The sequence below is a fragment of the Cyclobacterium plantarum genome, assembly GCF_011290685.1.
Classification (GTDB): Bacteria; Bacteroidota; Bacteroidia; order Cytophagales; family Cyclobacteriaceae; genus Cyclobacterium; species Cyclobacterium plantarum.
Genome location: NZ_JAANYN010000001.1, coordinates 556,025 through 581,575, shown reverse-complemented (window position 1 = coordinate 581,575; position 25,551 = coordinate 556,025). Strand labels below are relative to the sequence as shown.

20 protein-coding genes and 1 tRNA gene are annotated in these 25,551 nt (G+C 41.6%); 5 read left to right on the top strand and 16 right to left on the bottom strand.

Annotated features, from left to right (window positions below):
* Nucleotides 1-20: 20 nt before the first annotated feature.
* Together G9Q97_RS02415 and G9Q97_RS02410 are read right to left on the bottom strand one after the other, a co-directional pair.
* The gene (locus tag G9Q97_RS02415) at nt 21-470 is read right to left on the bottom strand and encodes a GNAT family N-acetyltransferase (RefSeq protein ID WP_166142763.1); all 450 of its coding nucleotides are present in this window, start codon (nt 468-470) and stop codon (nt 21-23) included.
* Nucleotides 467-1,429 carry a PhoH family protein gene (locus tag G9Q97_RS02410; RefSeq protein ID WP_166142761.1) on the bottom strand — a complete coding sequence of 321 codons (963 nt, stop codon included), beginning with the start codon at nt 1,427-1,429 and terminating at the stop codon, nt 467-469. Before G9Q97_RS02410 ends, G9Q97_RS02415 begins: the two co-directional genes overlap by 4 nt.
* A gap of 100 nt (nt 1,430-1,529) precedes the next feature.
* Between G9Q97_RS02410 and G9Q97_RS02405 the strand changes: the two genes are divergently transcribed.
* Together G9Q97_RS02405 and G9Q97_RS02400 are read left to right on the top strand one after the other, a co-directional pair.
* A complete protein-coding gene (locus tag G9Q97_RS02405; protein ID WP_166142759.1) occupies nt 1,530-2,306 on the top strand; it encodes an SAM hydrolase/SAM-dependent halogenase family protein in 777 nt (258 codons plus the stop codon).
* Nucleotides 2,307-2,466: 160 nt separating this feature from the next.
* A tRNA-Leu gene (locus G9Q97_RS02400) sits at nt 2,467-2,550 on the top strand.
* Nucleotides 2,551-3,263: 713 nt separating this feature from the next.
* On the opposite strand, the gene G9Q97_RS25155 is transcribed toward G9Q97_RS02400, so the two are convergent.
* The 5 genes from G9Q97_RS25155 to G9Q97_RS02380 all read right to left on the bottom strand — a co-directional run bounded on the left by G9Q97_RS25155 (nt 3,264) and on the right by G9Q97_RS02380 (nt 6,760).
* Nucleotides 3,264-3,386 (bottom strand): hypothetical protein, encoded by a 123-nt coding sequence (locus G9Q97_RS25155; protein WP_262889452.1) that lies wholly within the window; start codon nt 3,384-3,386, stop codon nt 3,264-3,266.
* A gap of 26 nt (nt 3,387-3,412) precedes the next feature.
* Nucleotides 3,413-4,432, bottom strand: coding sequence for an Lcl C-terminal domain-containing protein (locus G9Q97_RS02395; RefSeq protein ID WP_166142757.1), 1,020 nt, complete (start codon nt 4,430-4,432; stop codon nt 3,413-3,415).
* A 738-nt stretch (nt 4,433-5,170) separates the two neighbouring features.
* Nucleotides 5,171-5,632 (bottom strand): hypothetical protein, encoded by a 462-nt coding sequence (locus G9Q97_RS02390; protein ID WP_166142755.1) that lies wholly within the window; start codon nt 5,630-5,632, stop codon nt 5,171-5,173.
* 614 nt (nt 5,633-6,246) lie between these two features.
* Nucleotides 6,247-6,588 carry a hypothetical protein gene (locus G9Q97_RS02385; RefSeq protein WP_166142753.1) on the bottom strand — a complete coding sequence of 114 codons (342 nt, stop codon included), beginning with the start codon at nt 6,586-6,588 and terminating at the stop codon, nt 6,247-6,249.
* Between the two features lies 1 nt (nt 6,589).
* Nucleotides 6,590-6,760, bottom strand: coding sequence for a hypothetical protein (locus tag G9Q97_RS02380; RefSeq protein ID WP_166142751.1), 171 nt, complete (start codon nt 6,758-6,760; stop codon nt 6,590-6,592).
* Between the two features lie 407 nt (nt 6,761-7,167).
* On the opposite strand from G9Q97_RS02380, the gene G9Q97_RS02375 reads away from it, so the two are divergent.
* The gene (locus G9Q97_RS02375; protein WP_166142749.1) at nt 7,168-7,554 is read left to right on the top strand and encodes a helix-turn-helix domain-containing protein; all 387 of its coding nucleotides are present in this window, start codon (nt 7,168-7,170) and stop codon (nt 7,552-7,554) included.
* 501 nt (nt 7,555-8,055) lie between these two features.
* On the opposite strand, the gene G9Q97_RS02370 is transcribed toward G9Q97_RS02375, so the two are convergent.
* The 8 genes from G9Q97_RS02370 to G9Q97_RS02335 form a co-directional block, all read right to left on the bottom strand.
* Complete coding sequence (locus G9Q97_RS02370) at nt 8,056-8,433, bottom strand: energy transducer TonB (RefSeq protein WP_166142747.1); 378 nt, start codon at nt 8,431-8,433, stop codon at nt 8,056-8,058.
* 298 nt (nt 8,434-8,731) lie between these two features.
* A complete protein-coding gene (locus G9Q97_RS02365) occupies nt 8,732-9,370 on the bottom strand; it encodes a hypothetical protein (protein WP_166142745.1) in 639 nt (212 codons plus the stop codon).
* The gene (locus G9Q97_RS02360) at nt 9,367-13,983 is read right to left on the bottom strand and encodes a DUF6443 domain-containing protein (RefSeq protein ID WP_166142743.1); all 4,617 of its coding nucleotides are present in this window, start codon (nt 13,981-13,983) and stop codon (nt 9,367-9,369) included. Before G9Q97_RS02360 ends, G9Q97_RS02365 begins: the two co-directional genes overlap by 4 nt.
* Nucleotides 13,980-14,420, bottom strand: coding sequence for a hypothetical protein (locus G9Q97_RS02355; protein WP_166142741.1), 441 nt, complete (start codon nt 14,418-14,420; stop codon nt 13,980-13,982). Before G9Q97_RS02355 ends, G9Q97_RS02360 begins: the two co-directional genes overlap by 4 nt.
* Before the next feature lie 7 nt (nt 14,421-14,427).
* On the bottom strand, nt 14,428-17,613 hold the full coding sequence (locus G9Q97_RS02350; protein WP_166142739.1) for a hypothetical protein: 3,186 nt from the start codon (nt 17,611-17,613) through the stop codon (nt 14,428-14,430).
* 507 nt (nt 17,614-18,120) lie between these two features.
* A complete protein-coding gene (locus G9Q97_RS02345; protein WP_166142737.1) occupies nt 18,121-18,840 on the bottom strand; it encodes a DUF4197 domain-containing protein in 720 nt (239 codons plus the stop codon).
* 111 nt (nt 18,841-18,951) lie between these two features.
* On the bottom strand, nt 18,952-19,884 hold the full coding sequence (locus tag G9Q97_RS02340) for a hypothetical protein (protein WP_166142735.1): 933 nt from the start codon (nt 19,882-19,884) through the stop codon (nt 18,952-18,954).
* A gap of 6 nt (nt 19,885-19,890) precedes the next feature.
* The gene (locus G9Q97_RS02335; protein WP_166142733.1) at nt 19,891-21,273 is read right to left on the bottom strand and encodes an MBOAT family O-acyltransferase; all 1,383 of its coding nucleotides are present in this window, start codon (nt 21,271-21,273) and stop codon (nt 19,891-19,893) included.
* Nucleotides 21,274-21,637: 364 nt separating this feature from the next.
* Here G9Q97_RS02335 and G9Q97_RS02330 point away from each other — a divergent pair, with 364 nt between their 5' ends.
* On the top strand, nt 21,638-22,735 hold the full coding sequence (locus G9Q97_RS02330; protein ID WP_166142731.1) for an AI-2E family transporter: 1,098 nt from the start codon (nt 21,638-21,640) through the stop codon (nt 22,733-22,735).
* 43 nt (nt 22,736-22,778) lie between these two features.
* Entirely contained in the window at nt 22,779-23,804 is a 1,026-nt protein-coding gene (locus G9Q97_RS02325) for a glycosyltransferase family 2 protein (RefSeq protein WP_166142729.1), read from the top strand.
* 282 nt (nt 23,805-24,086) lie between these two features.
* Here the strand turns inward: G9Q97_RS02325 and G9Q97_RS02320 are convergent, their stop codons facing one another.
* On the bottom strand, nt 24,087-24,905 hold the full coding sequence (locus G9Q97_RS02320; RefSeq protein WP_166142727.1) for a polysaccharide deacetylase family protein: 819 nt from the start codon (nt 24,903-24,905) through the stop codon (nt 24,087-24,089).
* Between the last annotated feature and the right edge of the window lie 646 nt (nt 24,906-25,551).

Genomic DNA, 25,551 nt, shown 5'->3' with positions numbered 1-25,551 from the left:
GTGATTTATTGATTTGATTATTATACTTTATTTTCCGGCAAAAGTTTCATGAGGTAGTGGTCGATATTGCATTCCACAAACAGGTCGCCGGATTTTTTGAAGCCGGATTTTTCATAAAGTCCCATCGCCTGTACCTGCCCGTGCAGGTAAATGGTTTTTCCTTTAGAAAGCGGATGGCTATTGATATCTTCCAATACGGCTTTTACCAGTGCTTCGCCTATCCCCTTTCCCCTGAAGGGTTTCAGCACAGCAAAACGCTCCAGCTTAATGCCTTTGTCTGTAAATCTCCATCTGGCGGTCCCTACTTCCTGCTGTCCAAAATAGGCCAAAAATTGGGTCGAATCCCGCTCAAATTCATCATATTCCTCATCAGGTGCTACCTGTTGTTCTTTGACAAATACTTCCTCCCTGATTCTAAAGGCTTTTTGCAAAGTGGGCAGATCATTTATTTTTTTTACCGAAATGTTCATTTAGGTTGTTTTTCTTCTACCTCATTCTTTTCGTAGGCCTCGATAATGGATTTAACCAGGCGATGCCTGACCACATCCCTGCCGGAGAGGTTTACCACTCCTATGCCTTTAACATCTTTGAGGATCCGTAAAGATTCCCTCAATCCGGACTTCTGTTTCAGGGGAAGATCCACCTGAGATTGGTCCCCGTTAATGATCACTTTAGAATTTGGTCCCATTCGGGTCAAAAACATCTTGATCTGTTCACTGGTAGTATTCTGGGCTTCATCCAGGAGGACAAAGGCATCGTGAAGGGTTCTGCCACGCATGTAGGCCAGTGGAGCAATTTCTATCACCCTGTTTTCCTGGTAAAACCGCAATTTCTCGGAAGGAACCATATCGCCAAGAGCATCATAAATAGGTCTAAGGTAGGGATCCAGTTTTTCCTGCAGGTCACCGGGCAAAAATCCCAGGTTTTCCCCCGCCTCCACGGCTGGCCTGGTAATGATGATTCTTTTGACTTCCCTGTTTTTCAATGCCCTGACCGCAAGGGCCACCGCAATATAGGTCTTGCCTGTTCCTGCTGGTCCAAGCGCGAAGACCAGGTCATTTTTATAGGAAGCATCTACCATTTTTTTCTGGTTGGGGGACTTGGGGCGAACCACCAGGCCCTTGTTGCCAAAAAGGATGACATCATTTTTGATTTCCGTCTGGTTGGGAGGAATGCCTTCCAGGGCAATGTATTCTTTGACATTATCAGGAGTGACTTGCCCAAATCTATTAAAATGCTCCAGGAGCATGTTTAGGATATCATTGATTTTTAGGATTTCGGGGGCTTGTCCCTTGATCCTGATCTCATTGCCCCTGGACACAATTTTGCTTTGGGGAAAGGCTGCTGATATTTGCCTGATATTTTCATTTTCCGATCCGAGGAAATCCAGGAGGGAAATGTTTTCCAATGTAATGACTTTTTCTACCAATATGTTTTCTTCTGTTTACCTGATTCTAAAAACAAATTTAAAATGCTTATTTTTGTTTATTCATAATACAAAAGTACGAATTTTTAATTGACTTGCTTGTATGGCATTGGTAACATTCATATCGGATTTTGGAAACGCAGATTACTACGTACCAGTGGTAAAGGCCAAAATGTTATCCATTAATCCTCAACTATCCATAGTGGACATCAGTCATGATATCGAACTCTATGATATTGCCCATGCAGCCTTCGTGCTCCGTGCAAGTTATAACGAGTTTCCCAAGGGTACTGTTCACCTGGTAGCCCTGAATACCACCAGCAGCATTACCGATGGTTACATTGGCATCAAACTAAACGAACATATATTTATTGGCCCCAACAATGGGGTTTTGAGCATGCTGGCCGACCAGGACCCGGGAATAGTGGTCAAGTTTTCCGATATCCATATCAAAAACAGCAGCTTTCCCGCCAAGGACATTCTGGCACCCATTGCGGCAAAAGTGGCCAGTGGAGCGGCCATCCACGATTTTGGCGGACCACTTCAAAACATCAAAAAAATGATGAGCCGGCAATTCAAAGCCAGCAAAAAGCAAATTGTGGGATATGTGGTGCGGGTAGATCATTACGGTAACCTGATCACCAATATACCCATGGATGTATTCAACAAACTCAATCCGGGCAATTTTCAGATTGCCTTCGGGCGGGAAACGCTGGAAAGCATACAAAAAAATTACGATGAGGTAGAGCCTGGAGACTGCTGGGCATTTTTCAACAGCCTGGGGCTGTTGGAGATAGGCATCAACCATGGCCATGGAGCCGATTTGCTGGGTTTGAAATATGACAGCCCGATCTTTATCAATTTCGAAAGTCCGGAATAGAGCCAGTGCAAGAAACAGGCTATCCCGGTTTTAAGGCTTGGTTTGCATGTAGGCAAAAAATTGAAATATTCGGGTTTTAAGGGGATAAAAATTTTGGTGGAGAAAAATTCTTTGCCCATATTTGCATCCCGTTCGGCGAGGAACGGGAATAGTTTGAAATGCCTTGGTGGCGGAATTGGTAGACGCGTTGGTCTCAAACACCAATGAGGTAACACTCGTGCCGGTTCGACTCCGGCCCAAGGTACAATTTAAAGGCTCCTTCTTGGAAAAGACGGGGCCTTTTTTGATTTTAGACGCTGGGGGGGAAGTTTATCCTGATGTAGTGGAGCGGAATCGGAAATTTAGGCGCTGGTTTCAAAAGTCTGATTGATAGCAGACTTTTTTCTAGCAAATCAGATGCGTTCTTTTGTAACTCATCCGTGAGACACAAATGCTGTAGCATCTCATAGAAGCGAAAATATGAGACGCAAAATACTTTATAGCTATTTGATGAGACACAAAATCACTACTGGTTGACAATTTCCCGCAAAGGTTCGAAAACATATAAAGAGGGACGCCTTCCCGCTCCATTTTCAATGGATTTGATCAAATTATTTGCCTCCATAGCAACCAGCAGCCTGGAAGCAGATGCTCTGAACACACCCGATGCTTTATAAAATCTTACAGCCTTAAAGTTCAGCTTCTAGATCTACTGATTTTAATAGAAATGCATTTACTCTCCCAGCAACCTAAAATACGCTATTAAATCAGGAATAGTACAATATGGATTCCGCTGAAAAAGAGGCACCTCTTGCTGCCTGAGGATTATCCGGTTGGCCCTTTCAATGGCATCTTCATGCTTATCCCTGAGAAGAGCATAGTGGTCAAGTTTGGTTTTATGATAGTTCTTCCAAAATTCTTTCAGATGCCGAACCGCTTCCTCTTCTTTTTGGAAGGCCCTGCCGCAATCCTGATAATTTATTCGGTTTCCTCGGGGACATCTTCCTGCATTTCGATTAAAAAATCCACATCGTTGATGATTAGGGTGGCGCCTAATTTACCAGAGGCGTGCCATTTGTCCAGGGGATTTTCAAGCCGCACAACTGGTTGTATAATTCAATAAATAGTTAAAACGACCGAACAGCACGAACAAGGAAGAAGTCGAGAAACTTAGAGTTGGCGTTCTGGGCACCGTCGGTGAAGGCCTGATTCCATGCCAGGTTTAAGCTAAACTCGCTGGAACTCCAATAAAGGAAATTGGCAAAACCCCCAACCGCATCTTTATTTAGATATAGCTGGTTCAACTCGTCTTTGCTCGGTAAATACCAATCACTGTAACCTCCTGATTCCAAACCATTACAAAGCTGAGCCGCATAGCTTCCCGCTCCAAAAGTATTTACAATGGCTGTTGTATTTGCCTGCCCTGTACCCAAAGCTGTGCCTGTTGCCCCTGTTGTGCCGCTTAAGATTTCCCACGCTGCGCTACCTTGATCGCTTGGAGCCGCGATTATCCCGTGGGTTTCGCTTGGCACATAGCCCGGGTCACCAGGCTGGAAGATATAGGCAATGATACCTCCCTGGTATTTCCTACCTATCTCTAGCACTTCCGAACAAACAGGGATAAAGGAATAGCTTTCGTTAAAAGTGATTGGAGTACCTAATCCCTTCTGTTCAATACTGAAGGATATCTCATCACAGCCGGACCAGCCTTCCGGAAGCGGTACCGTATGTTTGACTGTGTGGCCTGAGCGCACACTTGTATAATTCAGGCCATCGCCATCAATAGCAATCGTAATCCTAGCCTTTGCCCTTGATCGTCCGGCAGTGATCGCATAGGTCACTTCCACTACAAAATCTGTTTCGGTGTTGTAAGCTTTGTAGCTGACCGATTTTGTGTTTGGCCCGGCACTTCCCGTAGCCAGGTCGGAAACAGGATAGTAATTCTCACTTCCCGCTTCAATACAATCAGCTTCACAGGATCCAGCCGGTGCCATCAGAAATGGACTGTTTTCCAAATCTGTTTCTGACATCTTTTGCGCATTTTGCAAATCCTCTGATATATTTTCCAGGCTGCAGGAATACGTTACAGCAGCAGCTGCAAGCAACATCATAAAGGTGTTGAGTTTACTCAGAAGATAATTTTTCATAGCACATTAGATTTTCTAAATTTCCTACTCATACGGCTTTTCGGAACACGCCCCGTTTTTTAGCGTGGTTTCTGAATTCCACTTTTTGATGCTACTTTGCATCCCATTTGATGGTTGTCAGCCTATTGGCTTTTGCTGACCGTTATGTTTCACATTTCACCCGCTTCATCAATGACATTCTCCGGTCTCAGACCAATGAATGCATTGTTATTTTTCAACGAACAGTAAAGTCTGAAAAGACTGCCAGTAATAGCTCTCTCTCGGTCCAGAAAAAGCGCTTATTTACCTTCTCGACCTTTTGTCTTCAGGTATCCCTGAAGGGAGCCAGGGGTAAAATTGGAAAGATTAAAGAAATTAAAATAAAGTAACAATGCCCTACCCTCGGCCATAGGGAAATGCAAGTGAATTTAACTACTCAAAAAAATAAAGCGAATGACCTGGATCGCTTTTTAAAATGATTAATATCAGCTTATCATCGCATTCCATCGAAGGGTCAAATCAAAGGCGAACAACTAGAGGCTTCAGTTTCTGCATAAATCGAAGCCTATATCCTATGTGATTGTATCAGCCTCCTTCTTGCTGAAACGCCCATATTTTCAGTCAAAGGGAGAGTTTTTTGACTTAATGATATATTCCAAAAAAAATACAATTAAATGTACTGCTATTCGATTTTTTCATCCATCTCGTAAAACAAACCCATACCTACATTTCCCTAAACCTAATCCCTCCAATAGGAAGCTACTCATCTTCGTCCGCAGAGAAATCGTCTATGTATTTTAGGCAGGAACAATACTCCTTAAAAATGCATTCCTCTGGCGAGCCTGAACAGTAATCAAAGGACATAAAACCCTCGTTAACGATACTGGTTTTTTGATTCAGTGTGTCTACCGTCATGGTATAGGCAATGGACAGGGGAAGCGCCTTCGGCAGATCTATATCCAGATTCCAGGAGAACATCATTTTTTTAAAGGCCTGCAGCACCAGTTCCATATCCGCGTCCGATAGTTGTTTGGCAGGAGGAAAATCGACGCTTTTCAACCCACAATAATGGCCAAAAGTAGTGGTCGGTTCCTCTGATAGCCAGCGTTCCATTGCTTCAAATTCCTCCTCCATGCTTTGCAAAGGTTCTCGTTTCAAGGAATCCCGGTCTCGGTGGGACCTGGCGATATCGTCCAACAAATGGGGAATGTACGGATGCATGATCTAAAATAAGTAAAATTCATTAAAATCTCAATACCCCTTATTGCTATACATGCTAACCGAAAGTCGGGGTGAAATCTCGCAACCATCATCATCGCTATCGATTACTTTTTTGTTAAATACCTGTAGGTCAACATATTAAAAACCCACATCGTCATCCCGATTTCTGCGTTTTTTTTTAATGTCAGTTCTACCGATGACGCAATAAAAAAATGTTTCTTTTAAAGTATAACTCCTGAAGAAATTTTATAGAATAGAACACCTACAAATTTAAATACGGAAAGAGGGTTGGCCCGACAAAAAACCGGCCTGTCCTGAATTTTCTCAGGAGGGTGCGGAAGGATTGTGGGGGGAAGGATTTTTTTGTCTTGATTTTATTGTACTTTTTCATCAAGGAAAAAGTACAATAAAAATATGTTAAAATACAAAAAATAACCTTTAAATCATAATTATCCATTAATAAATGAGATGTTTATTTTCCCAGATAATGCAAAAATCGATCGTCATCCAAATCTCTGCGTTTAAAAAAGCCTCTTTGTATTGGATTGGGCATAACTGGAACCTAAAAAATATGGTAAAAAATTTAAATACGTCAAAAAAATGATCTACAGGTCTTATTTGGTTTTATCCTCACCCTTTTTCCCTTCTTTTTTAAATTTCTTCTTTTTACCAGATTTCTTTTTGGTTTTATCGAAATAGACCCCGTCCGTTTCCATATCGGAGATGCTGCGTTGTATGGTCTTCCTTAGTTCCTCCCTGTCTTTCCTGGGAATTTTATCGTCTTCAAATAGGGAACTCAACACGTTGAACAGGGCAGCCCTGCTGGGGCCGGTAGCCTTTTCATATTCCCAAGGTTCTTCCTCCATTTTGCCAAATTCCTGCACAGAGGTGACGATAAATACCACAAAGGATACTACCACTACCATTGTCAATATGATTACGTCTAAGTTTTCCATTTTACCTTTTCATGTTAAATATGATCAAAAAGCCCAGTATGGTCGGGCACCATAAACCAATGAAAATGGCTTTTAGAGGTTCATTTGCAATGAGAAAGTAGTATTCTGATACCCCGATCAGAATGACCACCAATACCATAAGTACAATCTCTGACTTTTTAAACTTCTTCATGAATTTTATTATTGCTTAACAAATGTGTGGCTTAACTGACCGGCTTGGGAACAAAATCAATGAGCCCCAATGCCGCAAATGAATTTATCCGTATATCGGAATAATTACCTGAATAGTATTAACCACTGAATGGGCATAAAGTTTTTTCTGCAAAAGATGATAGTGCTCTCAAAATGGACTCGCAAAGAGAATGAGAAGTGAAGGTTTGGATCTGTACCATTTTATTCGGCAGGTCAAAAATTAAAACAAAACCCCTGTAGAAGCAAAAGACCGCCTGCAGGCATGGGAAGCGATTCATGGATTTTAAAAAATACGCTGAGCGTATCGTATCCCCTACTGACCTTGTTGTACTTTTTTCCTACCTTAAAGGATCGAATAAATATCCCATCAACCAAAAAAAGACTGCAATGAACACGCTTAAACTTGACCTGCTAATTTCAAGAGAAAACGACAACTTTAAGGGCAGCCTATCCTACAAAAACAACCCCCTTACCCAAACTGCACCCAGTATTCCGGAGCTGGAAACACAAATTAAAAAATTGTTGTGGGAATTTGAAAGCCTGGACTCGGAGACTGTCGAATTCAACCATTACTACCAATGTCCTGCTTTTTTCAGCGAATTTGCTGTACTGAACAAAGAGCAACTGGCCGCACTCTCGGAGATCAGCAGCTCCCAACTTGAGGCCTTTTCTTCCGGCACGAAAAAACCCAGCCCGGCTGAGACCGAAAGGATAGAAAGGGCCTTAAAAGAGTTGGCTTACCGATTGCTGAAAACATCCCTGGTGCTTTCCTGATCGGGAAAACAGGGCAGGCTTTGGGTAATTCCCCTACTATCTGCTGGGTAAGAGTACCAACGACTTTTTTAGATGATACCGTCAGGAGGTCAAAAAAAGTACAATCATGAGGCAATGAACTTATATCCGAACGTTGAACGTAATCCTGCACAAATAGGAGATTCTGAACCGTTTCAACGCTTAGCATAGCAATAAAAATTCGAAAACCCAGACACTTTATTGATAGCAGAAATCAGCAAGTATTGCGGAGAAAGTTGTATCTATTGGACTCAATTGCCATATAGCTCCAGGCAATGGGATTATCCAGCGCTATTGGTTTCAGCTAAACAATTGGGTTCTTAGACATTGAATGTCAGTCATTTCTTTATAATGCGCGTAAATTTTGGCTAAAGCCGGGGGATATTAACTCCAATTTCAAGGAATGGGCTAAAGCCACATTCCTATTGAAGTGAACCACGGAAGATAGTTGTTGATCGTTTACTAAAAAATTTATTTTTTGGGTTACCCTAACTTTACAGCCTTTCCATTTATTCTCCCAGGAACCCATAATGGCATCAACTTAATAATTCTTGTTACCTCGTTTACCAAAAATTGCGAAGGATCATTAATAATTTCAACATTAGAAATAGATCCATCTTCATTTACTACTATTTGAAAATAAACTGGGAAGCCACGTTCATGCCTTTTTGGAATATCAAACTTCGAAATTTTCTCATAAAACTTCACTTGCTTTTGCTCACCTCCTTTGAATCTAGGAGGTGTGTCTACTATCAGAAAAACATTATTATCACCCTGGCTATTGGAAGTGATTTCTATGATCCGCTCTTCCTGTGCATAGCTGCACATAGGCAATAATAAAAACATTAATATAATCCTCATGAACCTTAAATTTTAAACCTATTGATCCATTTTATTTTATCGTTTACGGATTTTGACACTGTAGCATAAAAGGATACAGGAATTGCTATTAATCCAGGGATTAACCACCAAATATTAATACCGAAGTAATCTTTAAGAAACACAAGGCTAGCTATGGTTTTACACAGAATTATCTAAAACACCTATCCTTCGATACAATATTATAGTATCTGACATTTTGAAAGCCTTCTTTCTTTGCAAAAAACAGAATGGACAGCGTAATGGTTTTGCGCATAAAAAAAATACCAAATGATCTTTTTTATTTTATTTCTACCAAGTAGGAAACCTTGACTTTCTCCCCTTTATGCTTCCCCGGTTCAAAAAGCGGCATGCTTTCCACTATATCTCTTAAATTACTTTCAGTTGTGTCATCTGCCATTAATATTTCTTCCACAAATGCTTTGCCCTGCTCATCAATTATAAGATAAATTGCCATACGACCGGAAATTTCCCGTTGAATTTTTAATAACTCTTTTTTCAAAAACACAGGAACCAAACTGTCATTTTCCATATAATATGTTGCTCCTTTGAATAATGGCTTTTGGTCAATAACATAATATTGATACAGCTTTTCTTTTGTAGGTTCAATAGGAATATATGCCTCTGAACCATTCTGCCTAAATGCTATCTGCTTCAATTTAGAACTTCTGGGTTTTTTCACATTCAAACTGATTAGTACCGAATCTCCCGCGTTCAGCCTTATTCCAGTATGCCTAATTGTTATTGTGTCTAGATTACCCTCATTCTCAAAACTGATTTGCGCCACATCAGTAAACCCAAACCCCCGAGGCCCGGGAACCACATGACTCTCAATAACTATCCCCTTTTTATCCAAATACTCGTTTGAACAGCCTAAAAAAGGAATGCAAAAAATGAATATGATTAGTACCCTTATCATTTTTTATAAAATGAAGATTTATAATAATCAGCAGCAGCTCTTTTTTGCCAACCTGTTCCACTGTACTTCCCAGTATTTGCTTTTAAGAAGGCTTTCCAACCTGAATTCGAATTAGTCAATGCACTAACTCCTTGCGATCCAGTTGCTCCGACCGTACGAGAAAAATACCGTGAACCTCCGACAATGAATGGCTTACCTGTAGGGTTAGGATCTGCGAGTGTTAATCCCATCTCAATTGCAGACCCCATCATCCTAAGCCTACTTGTTAAATATCCGAACCTCATCTCATCATCTCTAGATGAAATTGGCTGTGCTTTGCCTTCCTTTTCAGCCTTGTCTATAAAACTCCCAAATACATTGTCCGTTTTCCTGTATTCGTTTCTTAATTGGAAATCAGTCAAAGAATATTGGTAACCATTTTTCCTGTTATATGATTTATCATCGAACTGGGCATCGAAACTCGTTAATACCACACTTTCCCTCAGCCTATAGACATGTACTTCGCTGCCTGAAACACTACCACGGCCCAACCTTTCGGCCTTGCTATTAACCACATTCACAAATTGAAACTCGTCGCCACCTAAATCACTTACCCATTCAATTTCTCCCGTATTAACATAGTAATTATACTCATCCAACATCCCATCAGGATCGATCCTGTTCAGCGGATTGTTCTGCACATAGTTGTAGGGAGAAAGCCAATCTCTCTCGCTGGCCATGGGATCCACGGTCATCCATCTTCCCAACACAGGATCATATTGTCTAGCTCCAAAATCATATAGATTAAGATTATGGTCATAGAGAAGCTCCTTCCCATTATATAGATACCTGTTCTCCTTCACCCCCTCTCGCTGATATCCCAGACCGGCCAACTCCAAACCCCAGGGATCATAGTGGGTTTCCTGAATGACGGGAGAAAGGGTCGTCTCCACCGTGAAATCATCAAACCAGACATTTTCTGCCGTTTCGTTCACCAGAAAGGCTTCCATATAACCTTCCTGACTAATATACAGCTCTTTTTCCAGTTTTTCATGCCCGTTGGCTGCTTTTTTACTGAGCAGCTCCTTGCCGCTTTCATAAAGTTTTCCCTGCTTATCGTACAAAGCATACATCATATAGGCCTCAGGGGCGGCTTTTTGTTGCAGGTCTCTGATCACCAAATCGACCAATTGTAAAATCCCCAAACCCGTTGGCACCGAATTGGAAATGCCTATTTCCCCCAAATCTGCGATCAATCCTTCCCTGATACCGGCTTTTATAAAATCCTCCGGCCGAACGCTGGGTTTCACAGGAGCCTCGTATTTGGCCTGTGCGGAGAGCATGATAAGGCTTCCCATGCCCACTTCCTGCCGGCGGGACGGACCCAGCAGCCTGCCCCGTCCTGCATTCAGCCAGGCAACCTGGGTTCCTCCGGGAGTCGTATTGTGTTCCGGACCCAGCTGCCTGCTGGGCGCAATCTGACCAAAGGCTTCGGCTTCCTTTTTGGCATTGGCCATTTCCATGGTGGCAGTAACCCTTTCGGTTTGAGGTGAACGAAGCACTTGCCGGACATTGCCCAGGTGATCCCTGAGGAAAAATTCATAATTGGCCTTTCCCGATTCAAATACCACCCGGCCCTCCTCATGCAGCAGGTGGTCAAGCCGGCCATCCAGGAAAACAAAATCCCCTATATATTGCATTTCCTTTACCTGCTTTCCATTTCGGTAAGCAACTTGTCGACGCTTGCTGCCTGAAGCATCGTAAGCAAACTTCAATCGATCTCCATTGGAAAAGGCAAACTCCTCCGGCAGGTTCAATAGGTTATAGGTCATAACGGAAAGACCTTTGTCCTGATTGGTTTGCTGGTTGCCATTGGCATCATACTTGTACTTTCCGGGAGAATGGTTGGGTTTGAAATCGGCCGATAAATGGGCAATGCCGGACTGACCATCCTTGACACGGGTCAGTCGGTTGCCATATTCACCCAGGCTGGAACTGCTTTCGTATTGGTATTTCAGATCATCCACCAATCCATATTTTTTTTCGGTAAGGGCACCCCTTCTTTTCAGGGTTTTGATATTGCCATTGGCATCATAGCTGATCTGATCCAGGGAATACCGATTATTTTCCCCAGGCGAGGTGGCTACATTATAATCGGCCTGAAGCAGTCTGCCAGGCTTATCGTAGTGGTAATCGTACTGCCGGAATGTCCCGTCCAAACCAGACCATTTGGAACCCATAATGTTGCCGTCCCATCTTTTACCGCTTTCCTGATAGGACAGGCTCTGGGAAAAAAGGCCCGGAGAAGAACTTCCTATTTCTGCTAACCAGCCCCGGATAGTGTATCTGAAATCCTGACCAGCATCGGGAATGGCAGGGAAATGTACTCCCGATTTTCTACCCAGTTCATCGTAGCTATAACTTGCGAGGGTAACGGTAGCACCATTATCGATCTGCTGGCTAATACTGGAAAGCAGACCGGCGTGGTTATAGTAATACATCTTCCGTATCGTCATATTAACCGGATGAATCAATTCCGAAAGCGTTTCCGTCACCTGACCTTCAAAATTGTACCGGCTGGAGCGCCTGATGGTAGCCCCCAAAGGATGCTCTTCCAGGGATTGTATTTCCCGACCTTTTTCGTCATAAAAATAGGTACTGGTAGTATACCTGCCACTTTCCAGGTCTTTGATTTTCTTTACCGTCAACAACCCTGTGGTCCGGGAGGAAGGGGAAGGGGGGTAACCAGGTGCCTGTTTGTATCTTCCTGCAGGTGTATTTTCATAACTGTCATAGTAGCTCAAAGTAAGGATTTCACCTTCTTCTCTTGGGAAAATATCACTTTCCGCTTTTTCCACTTCAGCAATGCTGCCGGAAAAACTGCTATTTCCGGTGGCTCTAAAATGGAAGCCGGGGCGCAGGGTAATGCTTTCTGAGGCCAGTAATGTCTCATGTCCACTGAATCTGGAGGAAATGTCGGTTTTAATGCTGCCTGCTGCCCGATTATTTTTAACAGGTATTACCTGGTGCTGCTTGTCAAGTTCCTGCTGTAGCTCCGATCGACTTCTGCTGTCGGCGGTCAGACCGGTTTTCACAGGCCGGTCAAAAGCATCGTACAGGGTGTACTGCCAGTTGCCCTTTTTTCTGAGTTCTCCATCCTGAAAACCCACCTGCCTGTCCAACCTGTCATACAGCAGGTATTCAACGGCTTTTCCGGGAAGTTTTTTCTCCACCATTCTCTTCTTACCATCATACCGGTACCGAAAATACTGGGCATTGGCAAGGGTAGGATCGGTGGACAATTCCCAGCCTTTGGTATGTAGAATCTCAATAGCTTTTGGAGGTATGACCACTCTGAGATCGCCAAAATCATCGAAAACGTAATAAGTGCTAAGCCAGCCGGTGTGCCCTCCGGATTCGTTGCTGGCAGTAAGCTGGGTCTTCTTTAAAATCTCCCTGCCCTGCTCATCCATAAAGGTAAGGGTACGCAGGTTGTCTTCGTTGTCGGTAATCTCCACCCACAAACTGCCCGCAGGCCATTCTCCCCGGAGTTCCGGAAGGCCCTGTTCGTTCACCTCAAACCACTTTACCTCATCCTGTACCGTATTGGATCTTCGGCTAAACTTTAATTCCTTTCCAGTTCCCATCTTCCAGTCCTTTCCGGGAGCTGCTTTCTTAGCCATTCTATTCAAGGGTGAGGATTCAAATGCAATTTCCTGATAGGAAAAAGAGTCTCCAAAGGCCTGTTGGTAAAATTCCCTTTGAAGGTCAACCGCATTTTCCCTGAAAAGTCCCGTTTCCTGTCCGCCATGCGGGAAAGGAAGGAATTCCAGGGCCTGCCTGCCCAACTCATCATAAACCATGGGAGTTATGATATCCTGACCTTTTGAATTTGCCTGTACGTTTACCAGCTGTTTGGTCCTCCCGATACCGTCATAATAGGTATTGGTTTGATAGACCGATTCTCCTAAATTTTCAAGTAAGGCTGCCGCGGATTTTATGGGTTTTCTCGCCTGATAAGTGGTGAATCGGTTCTGATTTTCGGAAAGTACCTTCACCCGAACCGGGATTTTTTGTGTGATACAGCCTGTCTCCTTGTGCTGGTAAGCCAGGTAATAGGTTTTGCTCTTGGTCAGCAGGGGCGTGAGAAACTTCCTGCTAGCTGAAAGTTGGCTTGTCTGGTCTGAATCAAACCAACGATAGGCAAAGCCCTCAGGAGCTGGATTGGCTTCCAACCTGGCCCTGCCTTTTCGGATTACTGTAACCTCAGGTGCTGAGGGGCTGATCTGAGGACAAATACTCCGGCTTTTGACCGTTATGGTCTTGCTGTCGTAAAAATAACTGCCAAATTCACTGTAACCATAAAAAACTTCATGGTCTCCCGCTTTTTCGAAGGTCAACCGGAGACCGGAAATATCGGAATGTACGGGCTGTCCGCCGCTATGCATCCAATTATAACTGCCATTTAGCGGACCATTCAACCGGTACCCTTCGGTATGAAAGTCCACCGTAAAGACAGCCTCCTCACCGATTTCTACTGAAGCAGGACCGGAAATTTTAACAGTGGTTATGTTCACCTGTGCAAAAAGGGAACCGATCGAAAACGAAAGTAAAACGGGAAAAAGTATTTTCATGGCACTTCTCTTTTGAGGTAAAGGGTATGCAATACATTTTCCGTATTTTCACCGGAAACCAGCTTCAGGCTCTCCGTCTGAAATGAAACCGTATATTTTTTATCCTGCCCGTTCTCTAGCGACAGGCTCAAATTATCCGGAAACTCAAATTTCCAGGTTCCTACTAACACATGGGATTTGCCACTCAATAGCCAATAGGCCTCAAATCCACCATCGGGATAAAAAATATATTTCCTTGTTTTCAGTGATGCCAGGAACATTTCCCGGACAGGTCCGGGCATAGCTGTAAATTTGCTGTCCGGAAGTTTTTTAATTTCCTGCATTTGCCGCTTAAGGTCAAGTTCCCATACACCCGAGAGGTCCACCTGGCTTGCCGTTTTCTGGGCAAAACCAAAAACAGGGGATAGAAGTAAAAACAATAGGTATATTGATTTCATCAGTTTTTCAGGGTATCATGTAAGCATATTCATGTAGTGTTGTCAAAAAACCATCCTGATCCCGGACAGCTGCCAGCCTGCCAAAAGCGTCATACTCATAATATTTGGCCGCATTCCTGATATCGATGACACTGGTCAGGCCTCTTAAAGGCGCATGGGTAAAAGTGGTCATCTGCGCTTCTGCCGGATGAAGTCTGAGATCATCAATGTAGATACCACCTCCCTTTATGGTAACAGCGGGCTGGGTAACTGTTCTTTCTATCAGCTTCCATTGGGTATTCAGGGTCTCTATCCGCCCCATAAATAACCATTTCTGGGTCCCTGATTCGCCTTTTGCCCAAAAGCTTAATTTGAAGGCATTGTTGTCGTCAGCTCCGGCTGCGGTAGCAGATACCTGTCCGCTGGACAACAAATAAGCCTTTTTACCGGCTTTGGCAGCGCCTTCCTTCGGTACTAATCCATCCCCTGAATAGGTCCATCCTCCCTTCTCTTTTCCTTCAAAAGAAGAAAAAGCAACCTGCGTCCATGGCGCATTTTCTACTATAGCAACAGGTAAAGCGCCGGCATAACCATAGAGAAAGGCGGCAGGCGGGCCTGCTATCCTTGTCATTTGAACCAGGTTTCCGGATTGATCGTATTGATCCAACCTCAACCCAGGTCGGTAGTGCTGGTCCATGAGCAAATTTCCTGAGGCATCAAAATTCCCTGGTGAATACGTAGTCAATTCCAGCGGGCGGGCTGTTTCCAGAAAATGGATAAGGCTTTTATGGTATTTGCCGGATCCCGGATATATTTCTTTGTAGGTATTGATCCGTCCTGAGACAATTCTTTCACTTCCCTGATCTCCTTCTTTGACTATGGTGTAGGTTTCTATGGGGACATGCAATCTATTTTGTTGATACATTTGATCGTAAATAAAGGCCTGCCCAGTTGAGTTTTTGCCTCCATTAAGAAAGTCGGTAACATACCTATTTTCCTGGATGGTAGAACGGGGGCTGCCATCTACCCGGCTTTCCTCTCTGGTTACCTGTAAAAATTCAGGATGGTATTCTATATTGGTAAGCCTGGTAAAATCCTTTAATCCTGGAGAACGCAGCCTTTCCTCTATTCCGGACTGCTTATAAATCCCGGTGGTTTGTTTCTGTGTTGTAACAATGTATTCATAGGCATCGTAATGAATATTGTTTTCCATACACAGCTCAAAATAGGGGTATCCTAATTTGCCATTTTGATAAACATATTGAAAAACGCCTTGCCCCACCGCTTGCTCATCTTCCCTGAAATTTTCATACTGAATCGAGGTTTGTGCCAAAATTTCATCCTTGCTGTTGTAAACAGTTTTGCGGGTCAATTTCCCCCTGGCCCAGGCCATGGAATTGATAAATGGCTTCGTGGAAGTACCAAAAGGATATCCAATCACCTTATCTGGAATATGTAACTTGTTATCAAACTCGTAAACCGTCTTGCCATTATTCCCGTTTCCGCTTTCATATTCCGTTACAATGGGATACACCACAGGGCACTCTTCATAGCCCCTGCCTGTCAGGGCACTGGAAAAATACATCCTGCTCCTGTAGCGAAGGGAGGATGTCTGTGTCCCTGTTTTAAAGTATCTGGTGTTTGAATAGAGAAACTCATCCAAGATAAAATTTCTGTAGCCTGCCCCAGGACCATTTCCTCCATACACATAGTTTGTGACCAGGGTTTCGGAACCGGTATTTCTCCTGATTGCTTTTATCCTGAGCCCTCCGGCAAAGTGTGCTTTATCCAGAATTCGGTATTTATGCGGCTCAAACTCAAACTCCGCATTGCCCCCGGTAGGATAGGTAATTCTTTTCAAGATCCCTTCTTTCAGGTAGGTGGTATCGGTATTTCTATCCGCTGTTCCAAAAGCAATGGTAAACCCGGTGGTCAAATCCACCTCGGTTGGGGGGATAAGGTTAGCATTGGCCTTGTTGTTGAAATAACCAAAATTATCAATCCTGAAGCTGTTATTGGGCTTATCCCAGGAAAAGTAATTTGTAAAATAATCAAATTTATGGCTACCGACGAGGGTATTTACCCCATCTTTTATCCGAAGTGCATCCAGCTTCAACCTGTAATTTTGGCTGCGCCTACGGTCCTGGAAATATTGGTCCAGATCAAATTCGTATTGTTTAATCAACTGATAATTTTCACCGGTCTTTTCATAAACTTCTATACGGTCCAGGTGATTGAGCCCGGGTTGGTCCAGTCTTTTGGAGCCCAAAACAAACTTAACCATGCCCGTTTTGAATCTGATTTCGGACAGCCCCAGCTGGGTAGATGAAGTACTGGTGTACACGGTAGCAATATTGGTATCCATTTGGGGGCAATCCAATTCATTGTTTGGCAAAAACATACAGTCATCCAATAGGGTCATGCTATTGCTGACTCCCTGCTGGTAGGATTTACCCACATTCTGGTAGGAAAAATTGATGAAATCATCTGTGTCAGGAGACCGCATTTCCATCAAATACCAGGTGGCAACATGCCCTTCTGAACCACCTGAAGTGATAAATTCCGTAGCGCGGTCATCCTTGCTATTTTTACCAAACAGGTATACAATGCCATTTTCGTCCAAAATTTCAAATTGATCCAGTCTTTTGGTATGAAATATTTTCAAAGGCAAATTTGGAATTAGATAAGGTGCTGCCCCAGCCTGCCTCAGGTAGAACTTTCCGCTCTGACCGGGAAACTGATAGGAAAAGAGATCTGCCTCCCGGTCTATGATATCGACTGACATCTTTTTATACTCGTAATCGTTGCAGTCCGGACTGTTGGGAATAGTGTAATCATTGATATTGCGGAGAAAACTATTTTCATCAGGCTTATTATTTACATTGCGGGAAATAAATCCCCCTCCCATCACAGACCAGCCCAAGCCTACCCAACTGGCCTGGTCTGTGTATTTGATCCCTGAAGCATGGTAGCTCAACCTAACAGGTACTTTTAATGGGCCGCTATTGATTTCAAAAATAGGTATGGAAATATCCGGCAGCCCTGTGTACAGGTTGACAGGGTAATTTCCGAATTTTTCCATAGCTGCTACGTTTGGAGTTTTTTGCCGGAATTTCGGGTTTAGTTCATGCATGACCTCTCCTGGTCCCTGCGCCCTGAGTTGGCAGCAGATGGTGACACAAAAAATCACCATAACCCACGAATTGCGATTCATAGTTGATCGATTTAAGTGAAAGTATAAATTGGTCAATGCAGGCAAAATACCCGCCTGCATGCAATACCTGAAACAGGAAACGTCAACCGATAAGCAATACTGAAATATCAGTAGGGATCAGATGAAAAACTTCACCTATCGGCAGTAATCCGGAATAGTTGGTTTTGATTGTCCGGATTAGGGAAAATAAAATTGTAATTTAAAAGAAATTGAAAAACTTTCATGACCCTGGTTCAACCTCCTCGGATCAAAAAAGACCTGATGCCTCTTAGGAATAATCTTTTCCCTACCCTAGGATAGGTAGATCATTTTCGACGATTAAATTAATAAAAAAATAGAAATTACCAAATTAATTTTAGCATTTTTAATTGACAGGGGAGCATTAAGTTTTATCGAATTACAACTTTCAGTATAAAATCTTTAGCCGCATTTCCCGGTGTTTTTAAGCCATTGAAGCAGCCACTGAATTTTGGAGCTGAGTTTTAATAATTTCAAGTAAATAAAATATCAATTGTCCTGTGCGGCAAAAACCCTGCGCAGGAGGGCTGTAGTCCTTTCTGCCGGGTTCTCCCGGATGGCCCTTTCTTCCTTTGCTATCAGTTCAAAAAGTCCGGAAATGGCCATGTTGGTAACATAAGCATTGAGATCCGGATCCAGTTTTCTCGCAGTAGTGGGAAATCCATTATAGGTATTCACCAGATCTCCGTAATACCTGGTCGCGCCGACCTGATCCAGGGCTTCCTGAACATGTGGAGCAAATAAAACTTTTAACCTATCAGTGGAAGTCCTTTGCAAATACTGGGTAGCGGCATCCTGCTCCCCCTTTAGTATATTCCAGGCATCCTGAACAGTGAGCTGCTTTATGGCATCAATAAAAATGGGTTTGGCCTCTTTGGCTGCATTTTCAGCTCCTCGGTTGATGGTCAGCAGGACCCGATCAACCTCAGACCCCAATCCAATTCGTCTCAAGGTCGTTTCTACTCGCTGTACATCTTCCGGAAGGGCTATCCGGATCAGGTCATTTTTGAAAAACCCATTCTCTCTTGATGCCTGATCTGCACCTGTGGAAATACCCTTGATAAGGACTTCCTTCAGACCATTGCTTACATCCTGTTCCGTCAAAGTCGCCTCCGTGGCCCCTTGAATAAAGCGGTTGACTTCGGATGCGGTACACCCGGTAATCAAAATGGTTACGAAGAAAACGTAGACAATCTTTAAAATTTTCATTCGGTACATATTTATTTTTCCTTCTAAAAATTTACGATGGGCATCTTTCATGCGTACGTATCATTTCTTTTAATAATAAACATACAATCATTGAGCCATGTTATAAAAATCTCATTCCCCACTTAGTTCCTTCAGTAATAATTGTTGGCCTTTCTCACTCAGATGACCATGATCGATGTAATTGGAAAGGTCTCCGGTAAAAAAAGAAAAATCGCTGCGATTAAAATTTTCAAAAGTGATCAGGGGATTATTGGCGGAATAGGTCAATTTCACTTGCTCCCAATATTGTGAAAACGATCCCTTGTGATCCTCATAGATGGGCAAGGGGACGGGATGAAAATAAACCTTGGTTTGAATTTCGTTGGCCTCCAACATTCGCCACAACTCTTTTAGTGAGGCTTCTGGAATGGGGGCTATCTCAAAATCTTCGGAATGAAGCTTGGCTTTCTCTTCCTCAATTTTGGCCTCGACATCAGGTCCTTTAAATAGCGGTTCAAATTTATTTGTTCCATTTATCAGGTATTGGTCTGAGGGGTACTTGTTAGGAGCCAAATTCAACCACCTAATCAAGGCAAATCCATATACGCGGAGCAAATGCACAGATCCAAAGGCAGTCCAGTAGGTCTTTGTATTCATAAATAGGCTGCCTTCCATTTCATTACTTTGGGTCATGTAAGGATGGATACATACCCAGGCCCGCTTAATCTGATGTTTAGACGCCAACATCCTATCAAGCAGGGGTATCATCGTTTGAACCCTGGCTCCCATCAGGCTGGCATTGTAATAGCGTATCTCTTTTACAGGTTCAGGGTTGATATTCGCAGAAAGAGAGGGCCCAAGAATCACCCCATCAAAATTTTCCGGTATGTATCGGAACGCCATCAGGTATTTGGATATCCGCTCTTCCCCATATACCCGGATATTTTTTTTGAAACCAAAAACGCCAAAAATATCCAGACCAATATTCAATAACATCAACCCCACCGCCGTCAGGAAACAGACGAAAATGACACGTTTAAAATACTGGTTAAAATACTTATTCATAGATAATTAGAAATCGAAATATAGAAAATCATTTTGAACAATTGAGTTCAGAAAAATCAGGTTTAAAACAAATAGTAAGACGGTCATCAACCCGTACTTAAAGGTTGGCTTAATCTGATTGCCAAGTTGCATATCATTTGGCAAAAAAAGAAGTAAAACTCCTGCAGCCCAAATGGGTGAATTGTAAAGGTTACTGACCAGGTAAAAATCTGACGTGGCCGTTTTTGAAAAATAGAACATGGCGTCCAACAGGCCTGTGGCATCCTCAAGATTTTCTGCCCTAAAAAATACCCATGTAATGTTTACGAATAAAAAGGTAATTAAAATGGAAGGTATTTTTGGTATCTCGAATCCTGAATTTTTCCAATACCGATGAATTACCAATGCCACTCCGTGCAAAAAGCCCCAGATAATAAATGTCCATCCGGCGCCGTGCCAAATCCCTCCCAGGAGAAAGGTTACCATCAAATTCATATCCGTTCTTCCCGAACTCACTTTATTTCCTCCCAGGGGAATGTATATGTAATCCCTCAAAAACCTGCTTAAGGAAATGTGCCAATTCCTCCAGAATTCCTGAATAGTTGCAGAGCGGTACGGAGAGTTGAAGTTTTGAGGCAGTTGAATATTTAACAGTAACCCTAGTCCTATGGCCATGGAAGAATAACCACTAAAGTCAAAATACAATTGCAGGGAATAGGCCAGGGAAGTGATCCAGGCTTCCTGACTCCCAAGCAATTCAATGTTGGCATACCCGTTATTTGCTATTATCCCAAAAGTATCCGCCAAAACGATTTTTTTTGCCAACCCCATCATTAATATAAAAAAACCCCTGGAAAGATTCTGATAATTGATTTGTGTTAGTAGCGGATTTCGGATCTGAGGCATCACTTCCTTGTGATGCACGATGGGACCAGCAATAAGTTGGGGGAAAAAAGAAACAAATAATCCGTAGGAAAAGAAATTGGTCCTCGCCACGATTCCTTTACATGAATCTACCAAATAGGCTATTTGCTGAAACGTATAAAAAGAAATCCCTAAGGGCAGTGCCCAGTTAAGATATGAAACGGAGGTATCGGAAATCACATTGACATTATAGATCAGGAAATCTGCGTATTTGTAAAAAAACAGGATCAGAAGATTAAAGGTTATTCCGACCACCAAAAACGGCTTCTTTCCTTTTGCTACCTCCTTGCTAATGAAAAAATTAAAAACGATCGAGAGACCGATGAGAATCAAGTACAGAGGCTTCCACCATCCGTAAAAAAATAGTGAACAAAGAAACAACCAACGAATAATAACAGAAAGGTTCACTTTGGGTCCTAACCCATAGAATCCCAAAAGAACAATTGGCAAAAAAACGAAAAGGAATAGAAAAGAATTGAAGAGCATGACCAAAAATGCTTTAAAAAATCAAAGGTACACATGTTTCAATTTTTTTGGTGCAAAACCAAAATTTATCCTACCAACGTCGGGGATAAGCATCTCCTTTTTTTGGCTACCAGGCACTTAAAAAATTTGATGAGGGGAAAGACTGCCGTAACTCGCAGTTAATAAATTTTAATCGAATCATTTGACATAAATTTTCTTTATCTTGAGATAAATTTTCTACTAACAGCTGATAATATACCACCTGATGACGCTCATTTATGCCATCTTTCAGGAAATACCTAACGATATCGGTCTGCTTTTCTCTTTCGAAAAGTTAAACGTGATGCATGAATTAGTTATAAACTACCCTTTTTAATTTTATCCTATGCAACTATCCTTTCAACATTTGTTCTTTACCCTGGCCTTTGCCGTGCTGGTCGTTGCCATTATGGTGGTGGCCAAATCCATTCTTATTCCTTTGGGTCTGGCTTTATTACTGGCTTTCATTTTGCATCCCCTACATAAAAGGCTGAAGCAAAAGAGGATCGGTAACATCGGCGCTGCCATCCTGGTACTGCTATCATTCTTTCTGGTACTGATAGGCATTTTGACTTTTTTCTCCACAGAAATCCTTTCACTATCTGACCAATTGACCGATTTTGGGGACAAATTGATGTCTATTTTCACCGATTCGGTGGTGTTTGTGAATGAGAACCTGAGTTTTCTGGGCAATTTCGATAAGGATCAATTATTGGAAGACGGAAAAGCCTGGATCAAAGATGGGGCAGCAAGCCTGTTGGGGAAAACCTTCAGCAATACAGCCAATATTCTTACAGGGCTTTTTACGGTGATCATTTATACCTTTTTGTTCCTTATTTATAAAGAAGGGCTAGTGAGTGCTTTCATGCGATTTGCGCCGGAAGAAAAGGAGCCTCAATTTTTAAAAATGCTTAAAAAAATTCAGAATGTGGGTCAAAAATACCTTTCGGGCATGCTCACCTTGATTTTGATCCTTGGACTTGCCAATAGTACCGGATTATGGATCATCGGACTGGATAGTCCCTTTTTGTTTGGATTCCTGGCGGCGACCCTTTCCATTATTCCCTATATCGGCACCACCCTTGGAGCAAGTATTCCGGTGCTTTACGCTTTCATGTCAAAAGATGAACTTTGGGTGCCTATTGCAGTAGCGGGAATGTTTTGGCTGATTCAGGTCATAGAAAGCAACTTTCTGAGTCCTAAGATAGTGGGGAACAGTGTAAACGTCAATGCATTTGCCGCCATCCTCAGTCTGATAATCGGAGCCTCGGTTTGGGGTGTTGCCGGTATGGTCTTGTTCTTGCCTTTCGCTGCAATGTTAAAAGTAATCTGCGAGAATTATATCCCACTCCAGCCACTGGCCTTATTGATAGGAGATGACCATTTCAATGACAAAAGCGATAGCTCACCTTCATGGATCGATAAAATCCTAGGTAGAATTTAATGGAAAATTAAAAAACATTAAAATATATAAATCAAATTACCCAATGAATTTACCACAGCTCTCAGTTGTAATGCCTGTCTATAATGGTGAGAAATACCTGGAGGAAGCCATTAATAGCGTTTTGAATCAGACCTTTACCGATTATGAATTGTTGATCATAGATGATGGGTCAACGGATTCTTCGATTGAAATTATAAAATCCATAAATGATAGTAGGATCAGGTTAATAAAAAATGAAACAAATAAGGGGGTGGCCTATACGAGGAACGTCGGGCTGAAGGAAGCAAAGGGGGAATACTTGGCATGGATGGACTGTGATGACCTCATAGAACCGGATAGGTTTGAAATTCAACTTAAATACTTAAAAGAAAATGCAGAAATAGGGATTTGTGGAACAGCCTTGAAACGATTTGGTGAAGGAAAACCGCGGGTCTCAAGAGAATTTTCTGACCCTGAAATGATAAAGGCAGCACTGCTATTTTATCCCGCAATTCGACCAGCCACTGCTATGTATCGAATGGAAATGATAAGAAAAGCAAAACTCTCTTATGATACAAGACTTGCAGTAGCTGAAGATTATGACTTTTACTTGCAGGCTAGTTTTCATTTTCCAATTAAAAATATCGATCCGGTACTTTATCATTATAGAGCTTCAGAAAAAAGTATCATGAAAGTATATTCTGAACGTAAACAACAACTGTTTGAATTTCACAAAATTATATATTCAAAAGCTTTTGAAAAAATGGGTATTTTAAAGCAGGAAAAAAATTATAAATTACATTATGGCTGCGCTTCTACACAACTAATATCGTCTTATACAGAATTAACTGAAATTTATAATTGGCTTCTATACCTAAAAGAAAGGAACAAAAAAGTTGAGCTTTACAGCAAAAACTCATTTAATAAAGTACTGGCATCAATATTCTTTTTTGTCTGCAAAAAATCATCTCAAATTGGTCCTAAAACCTTCTTTTTTTATTTAAAGAATAAAAATTCTTTCCCGTCTAATGAACCCCATCCAACAGTTAAATTACTTATACGTTGTTTACTTTTCTATAAAAAGTTTTAAAATATAATAATTGGAACATGTATTATTGAATAAGATACTATATGTAATTTTATAGGAACAAGGTGAATTTGACTTGGACAACAGTTTTGCTATTCATTATACAAAAATGCTTTAGGGTTACCATTCAGCCGGTTTTTAGACCTGCTTACCTGAAAATCAAATCAGTACCCTAAAGTCATAGACAGAATATAATCAAGTTATGATAGGAGAAGCTCCAGCTTTGAATACCAATATTCAGGAATATAATAATACACAAATTGAAAAAATCAAATGCACAATCCTTTACTTCTCAACTAACTGATTTTTAATGGCATTTGAAAAAAATAGGGCAGGCTTAATTATTACATCTTTTTGCTGAGTTAAATAGGATAAAAAATCTTTATATCCCAATAATATTTCCGTGCTAGAATATAGGATCCAGGGATGAAATCCGATCCCAAAAGTATCACCAATTTTCGTCTTATCGTAAAGCGCCTTAAAATATTCAAATACTTCCACTCTGCTTTTTTCTGCGCCATATAATGGCCAGTCATCTCCTACTGTTACCAGGCGAACAATCGGATACTGCTTAAAAAAGGTAAATTTCATGGGTGAGATCTTTTTTCCTTTATACGGTAAATAAATCACATCATAGATGAATTTATTTTTTATAAGGAAATTAAACATTGATATATTCCATTGTCCATTTGGAGAATGAAAACCCTCAACATTTAGTTTATTATTGAATTTTACACTATCAAAGTTAGTGAAATCAGTTTCCATTGTACTTCGATCCATTACCTTTGGAGAAACGTGTGCATAGGTATGCGAACCAACTTCATGTCCTTTTTCTGCAATCTTGGATAGTGTTTCAGGATACTTTTCTATTACTTTCCCTACAGTAAACCAGGTTGTTTTAATTTTCACCTGGTCTAAATGGTCCAGTAAATACTCAATATCTAAATTTGAAATATTTGTTTCGTGACCGCTAAATTCCCTTTCATAATCAAAATAAATAAAACATTTTTTTAATGAACTTTCAGAAGTATCTTCCTTAATTCGAAATAATGAAATCAATTCCAAAAAGCGATAATATATTTTTAGATGTATTTGCCTCAACATAACAGACATTATTTACACTTGGTATTTATTAATCTTTTAAAAAAACTTTCATTACAGCACTTGACAAATAAGGGATTATAATATTTCAAACCTCTGAATAATTAATCTACAAGTTTATATATTTTAAACTAATAACCTTGAAAAGGTTCCCACGGGCTTTATCCTCGTTTTTTATTTATGTCTTATAGTTGGGAAATATCAACAGGATGAAATCGAGCATGACGTAGCCGTCACACATTGGGATGACTAACAACCATGCGAGATTCCATGTGCCCACTAAAGAACAATTATAGACACATGAAATCGAGCCTGCCTACCGCAGGCAGGCATGACGAAATCGTCACACAGTGGGATGATTATTAATCACGCGAAGATTCCCCGTCCGACTTGCTTCATCCGGGCGGGCATCTGACCATTTAAAGACAATTATAAACTGATGAAATATACCTCACAACTTCTCATTTTCCAAAACTTTCAGGAATATACCACAAAATGGCACATTCTCTAGGAATTATTTTTTTTAAAAACACCTTGATACCCTATCCTGTATTGGTTGATGGCCTATTTCACAACCCACCCAAAACCGGTGTATGTATGCATCCAAGTTAATTGACACAAGTTGACGTCCCAAAAAATTCAGGTCAGT

Excerpts from the sequence above, each read along its gene's own strand:
- G9Q97_RS02415 (WP_166142763.1), bottom strand. The coding sequence starts at position 470 with ATGAACATTTCGGTAAAAAAAATAAATGATCTGCCCACTTTGCAAAAA.
- G9Q97_RS02405 (WP_166142759.1), top strand. The coding sequence starts at position 1,530 with ATGGCATTGGTAACATTCATATCGGATTTTGGAAACGCAGATTACTAC.
- G9Q97_RS02395 (WP_166142757.1), bottom strand. The coding sequence starts at position 4,432 with ATGAAAAATTATCTTCTGAGTAAACTCAACACCTTTATGATGTTGCTT.
- G9Q97_RS02390 (WP_166142755.1), bottom strand. The coding sequence starts at position 5,632 with ATGCATCCGTACATTCCCCATTTGTTGGACGATATCGCCAGGTCCCAC.
- G9Q97_RS02385 (WP_166142753.1), bottom strand. The coding sequence starts at position 6,588 with ATGGAAAACTTAGACGTAATCATATTGACAATGGTAGTGGTAGTATCC.
- G9Q97_RS02380 (WP_166142751.1), bottom strand. The coding sequence starts at position 6,760 with ATGAAGAAGTTTAAAAAGTCAGAGATTGTACTTATGGTATTGGTGGTC.
- G9Q97_RS02375 (WP_166142749.1), top strand. The coding sequence starts at position 7,168 with ATGAACACGCTTAAACTTGACCTGCTAATTTCAAGAGAAAACGACAAC.
- G9Q97_RS02370 (WP_166142747.1), bottom strand. The coding sequence starts at position 8,433 with ATGAGGATTATATTAATGTTTTTATTATTGCCTATGTGCAGCTATGCA.
- G9Q97_RS02365 (WP_166142745.1), bottom strand. The coding sequence starts at position 9,370 with ATGATAAGGGTACTAATCATATTCATTTTTTGCATTCCTTTTTTAGGC.
- G9Q97_RS02360 (WP_166142743.1), bottom strand. The coding sequence starts at position 13,983 with ATGAAAATACTTTTTCCCGTTTTACTTTCGTTTTCGATCGGTTCCCTT.
- G9Q97_RS02355 (WP_166142741.1), bottom strand. The coding sequence starts at position 14,420 with ATGAAATCAATATACCTATTGTTTTTACTTCTATCCCCTGTTTTTGGT.
- G9Q97_RS02350 (WP_166142739.1), bottom strand. The coding sequence starts at position 17,613 with ATGAATCGCAATTCGTGGGTTATGGTGATTTTTTGTGTCACCATCTGC.
- G9Q97_RS02345 (WP_166142737.1), bottom strand. The coding sequence starts at position 18,840 with ATGAAAATTTTAAAGATTGTCTACGTTTTCTTCGTAACCATTTTGATT.
- G9Q97_RS02340 (WP_166142735.1), bottom strand. The coding sequence starts at position 19,884 with ATGAATAAGTATTTTAACCAGTATTTTAAACGTGTCATTTTCGTCTGT.
- G9Q97_RS02335 (WP_166142733.1), bottom strand. The coding sequence starts at position 21,273 with ATGCTCTTCAATTCTTTTCTATTCCTTTTCGTTTTTTTGCCAATTGTT.
- G9Q97_RS02330 (WP_166142731.1), top strand. The coding sequence starts at position 21,638 with ATGCAACTATCCTTTCAACATTTGTTCTTTACCCTGGCCTTTGCCGTG.
- G9Q97_RS02325 (WP_166142729.1), top strand. The coding sequence starts at position 22,779 with ATGAATTTACCACAGCTCTCAGTTGTAATGCCTGTCTATAATGGTGAG.
- G9Q97_RS02320 (WP_166142727.1), bottom strand. The coding sequence starts at position 24,905 with ATGTTGAGGCAAATACATCTAAAAATATATTATCGCTTTTTGGAATTG.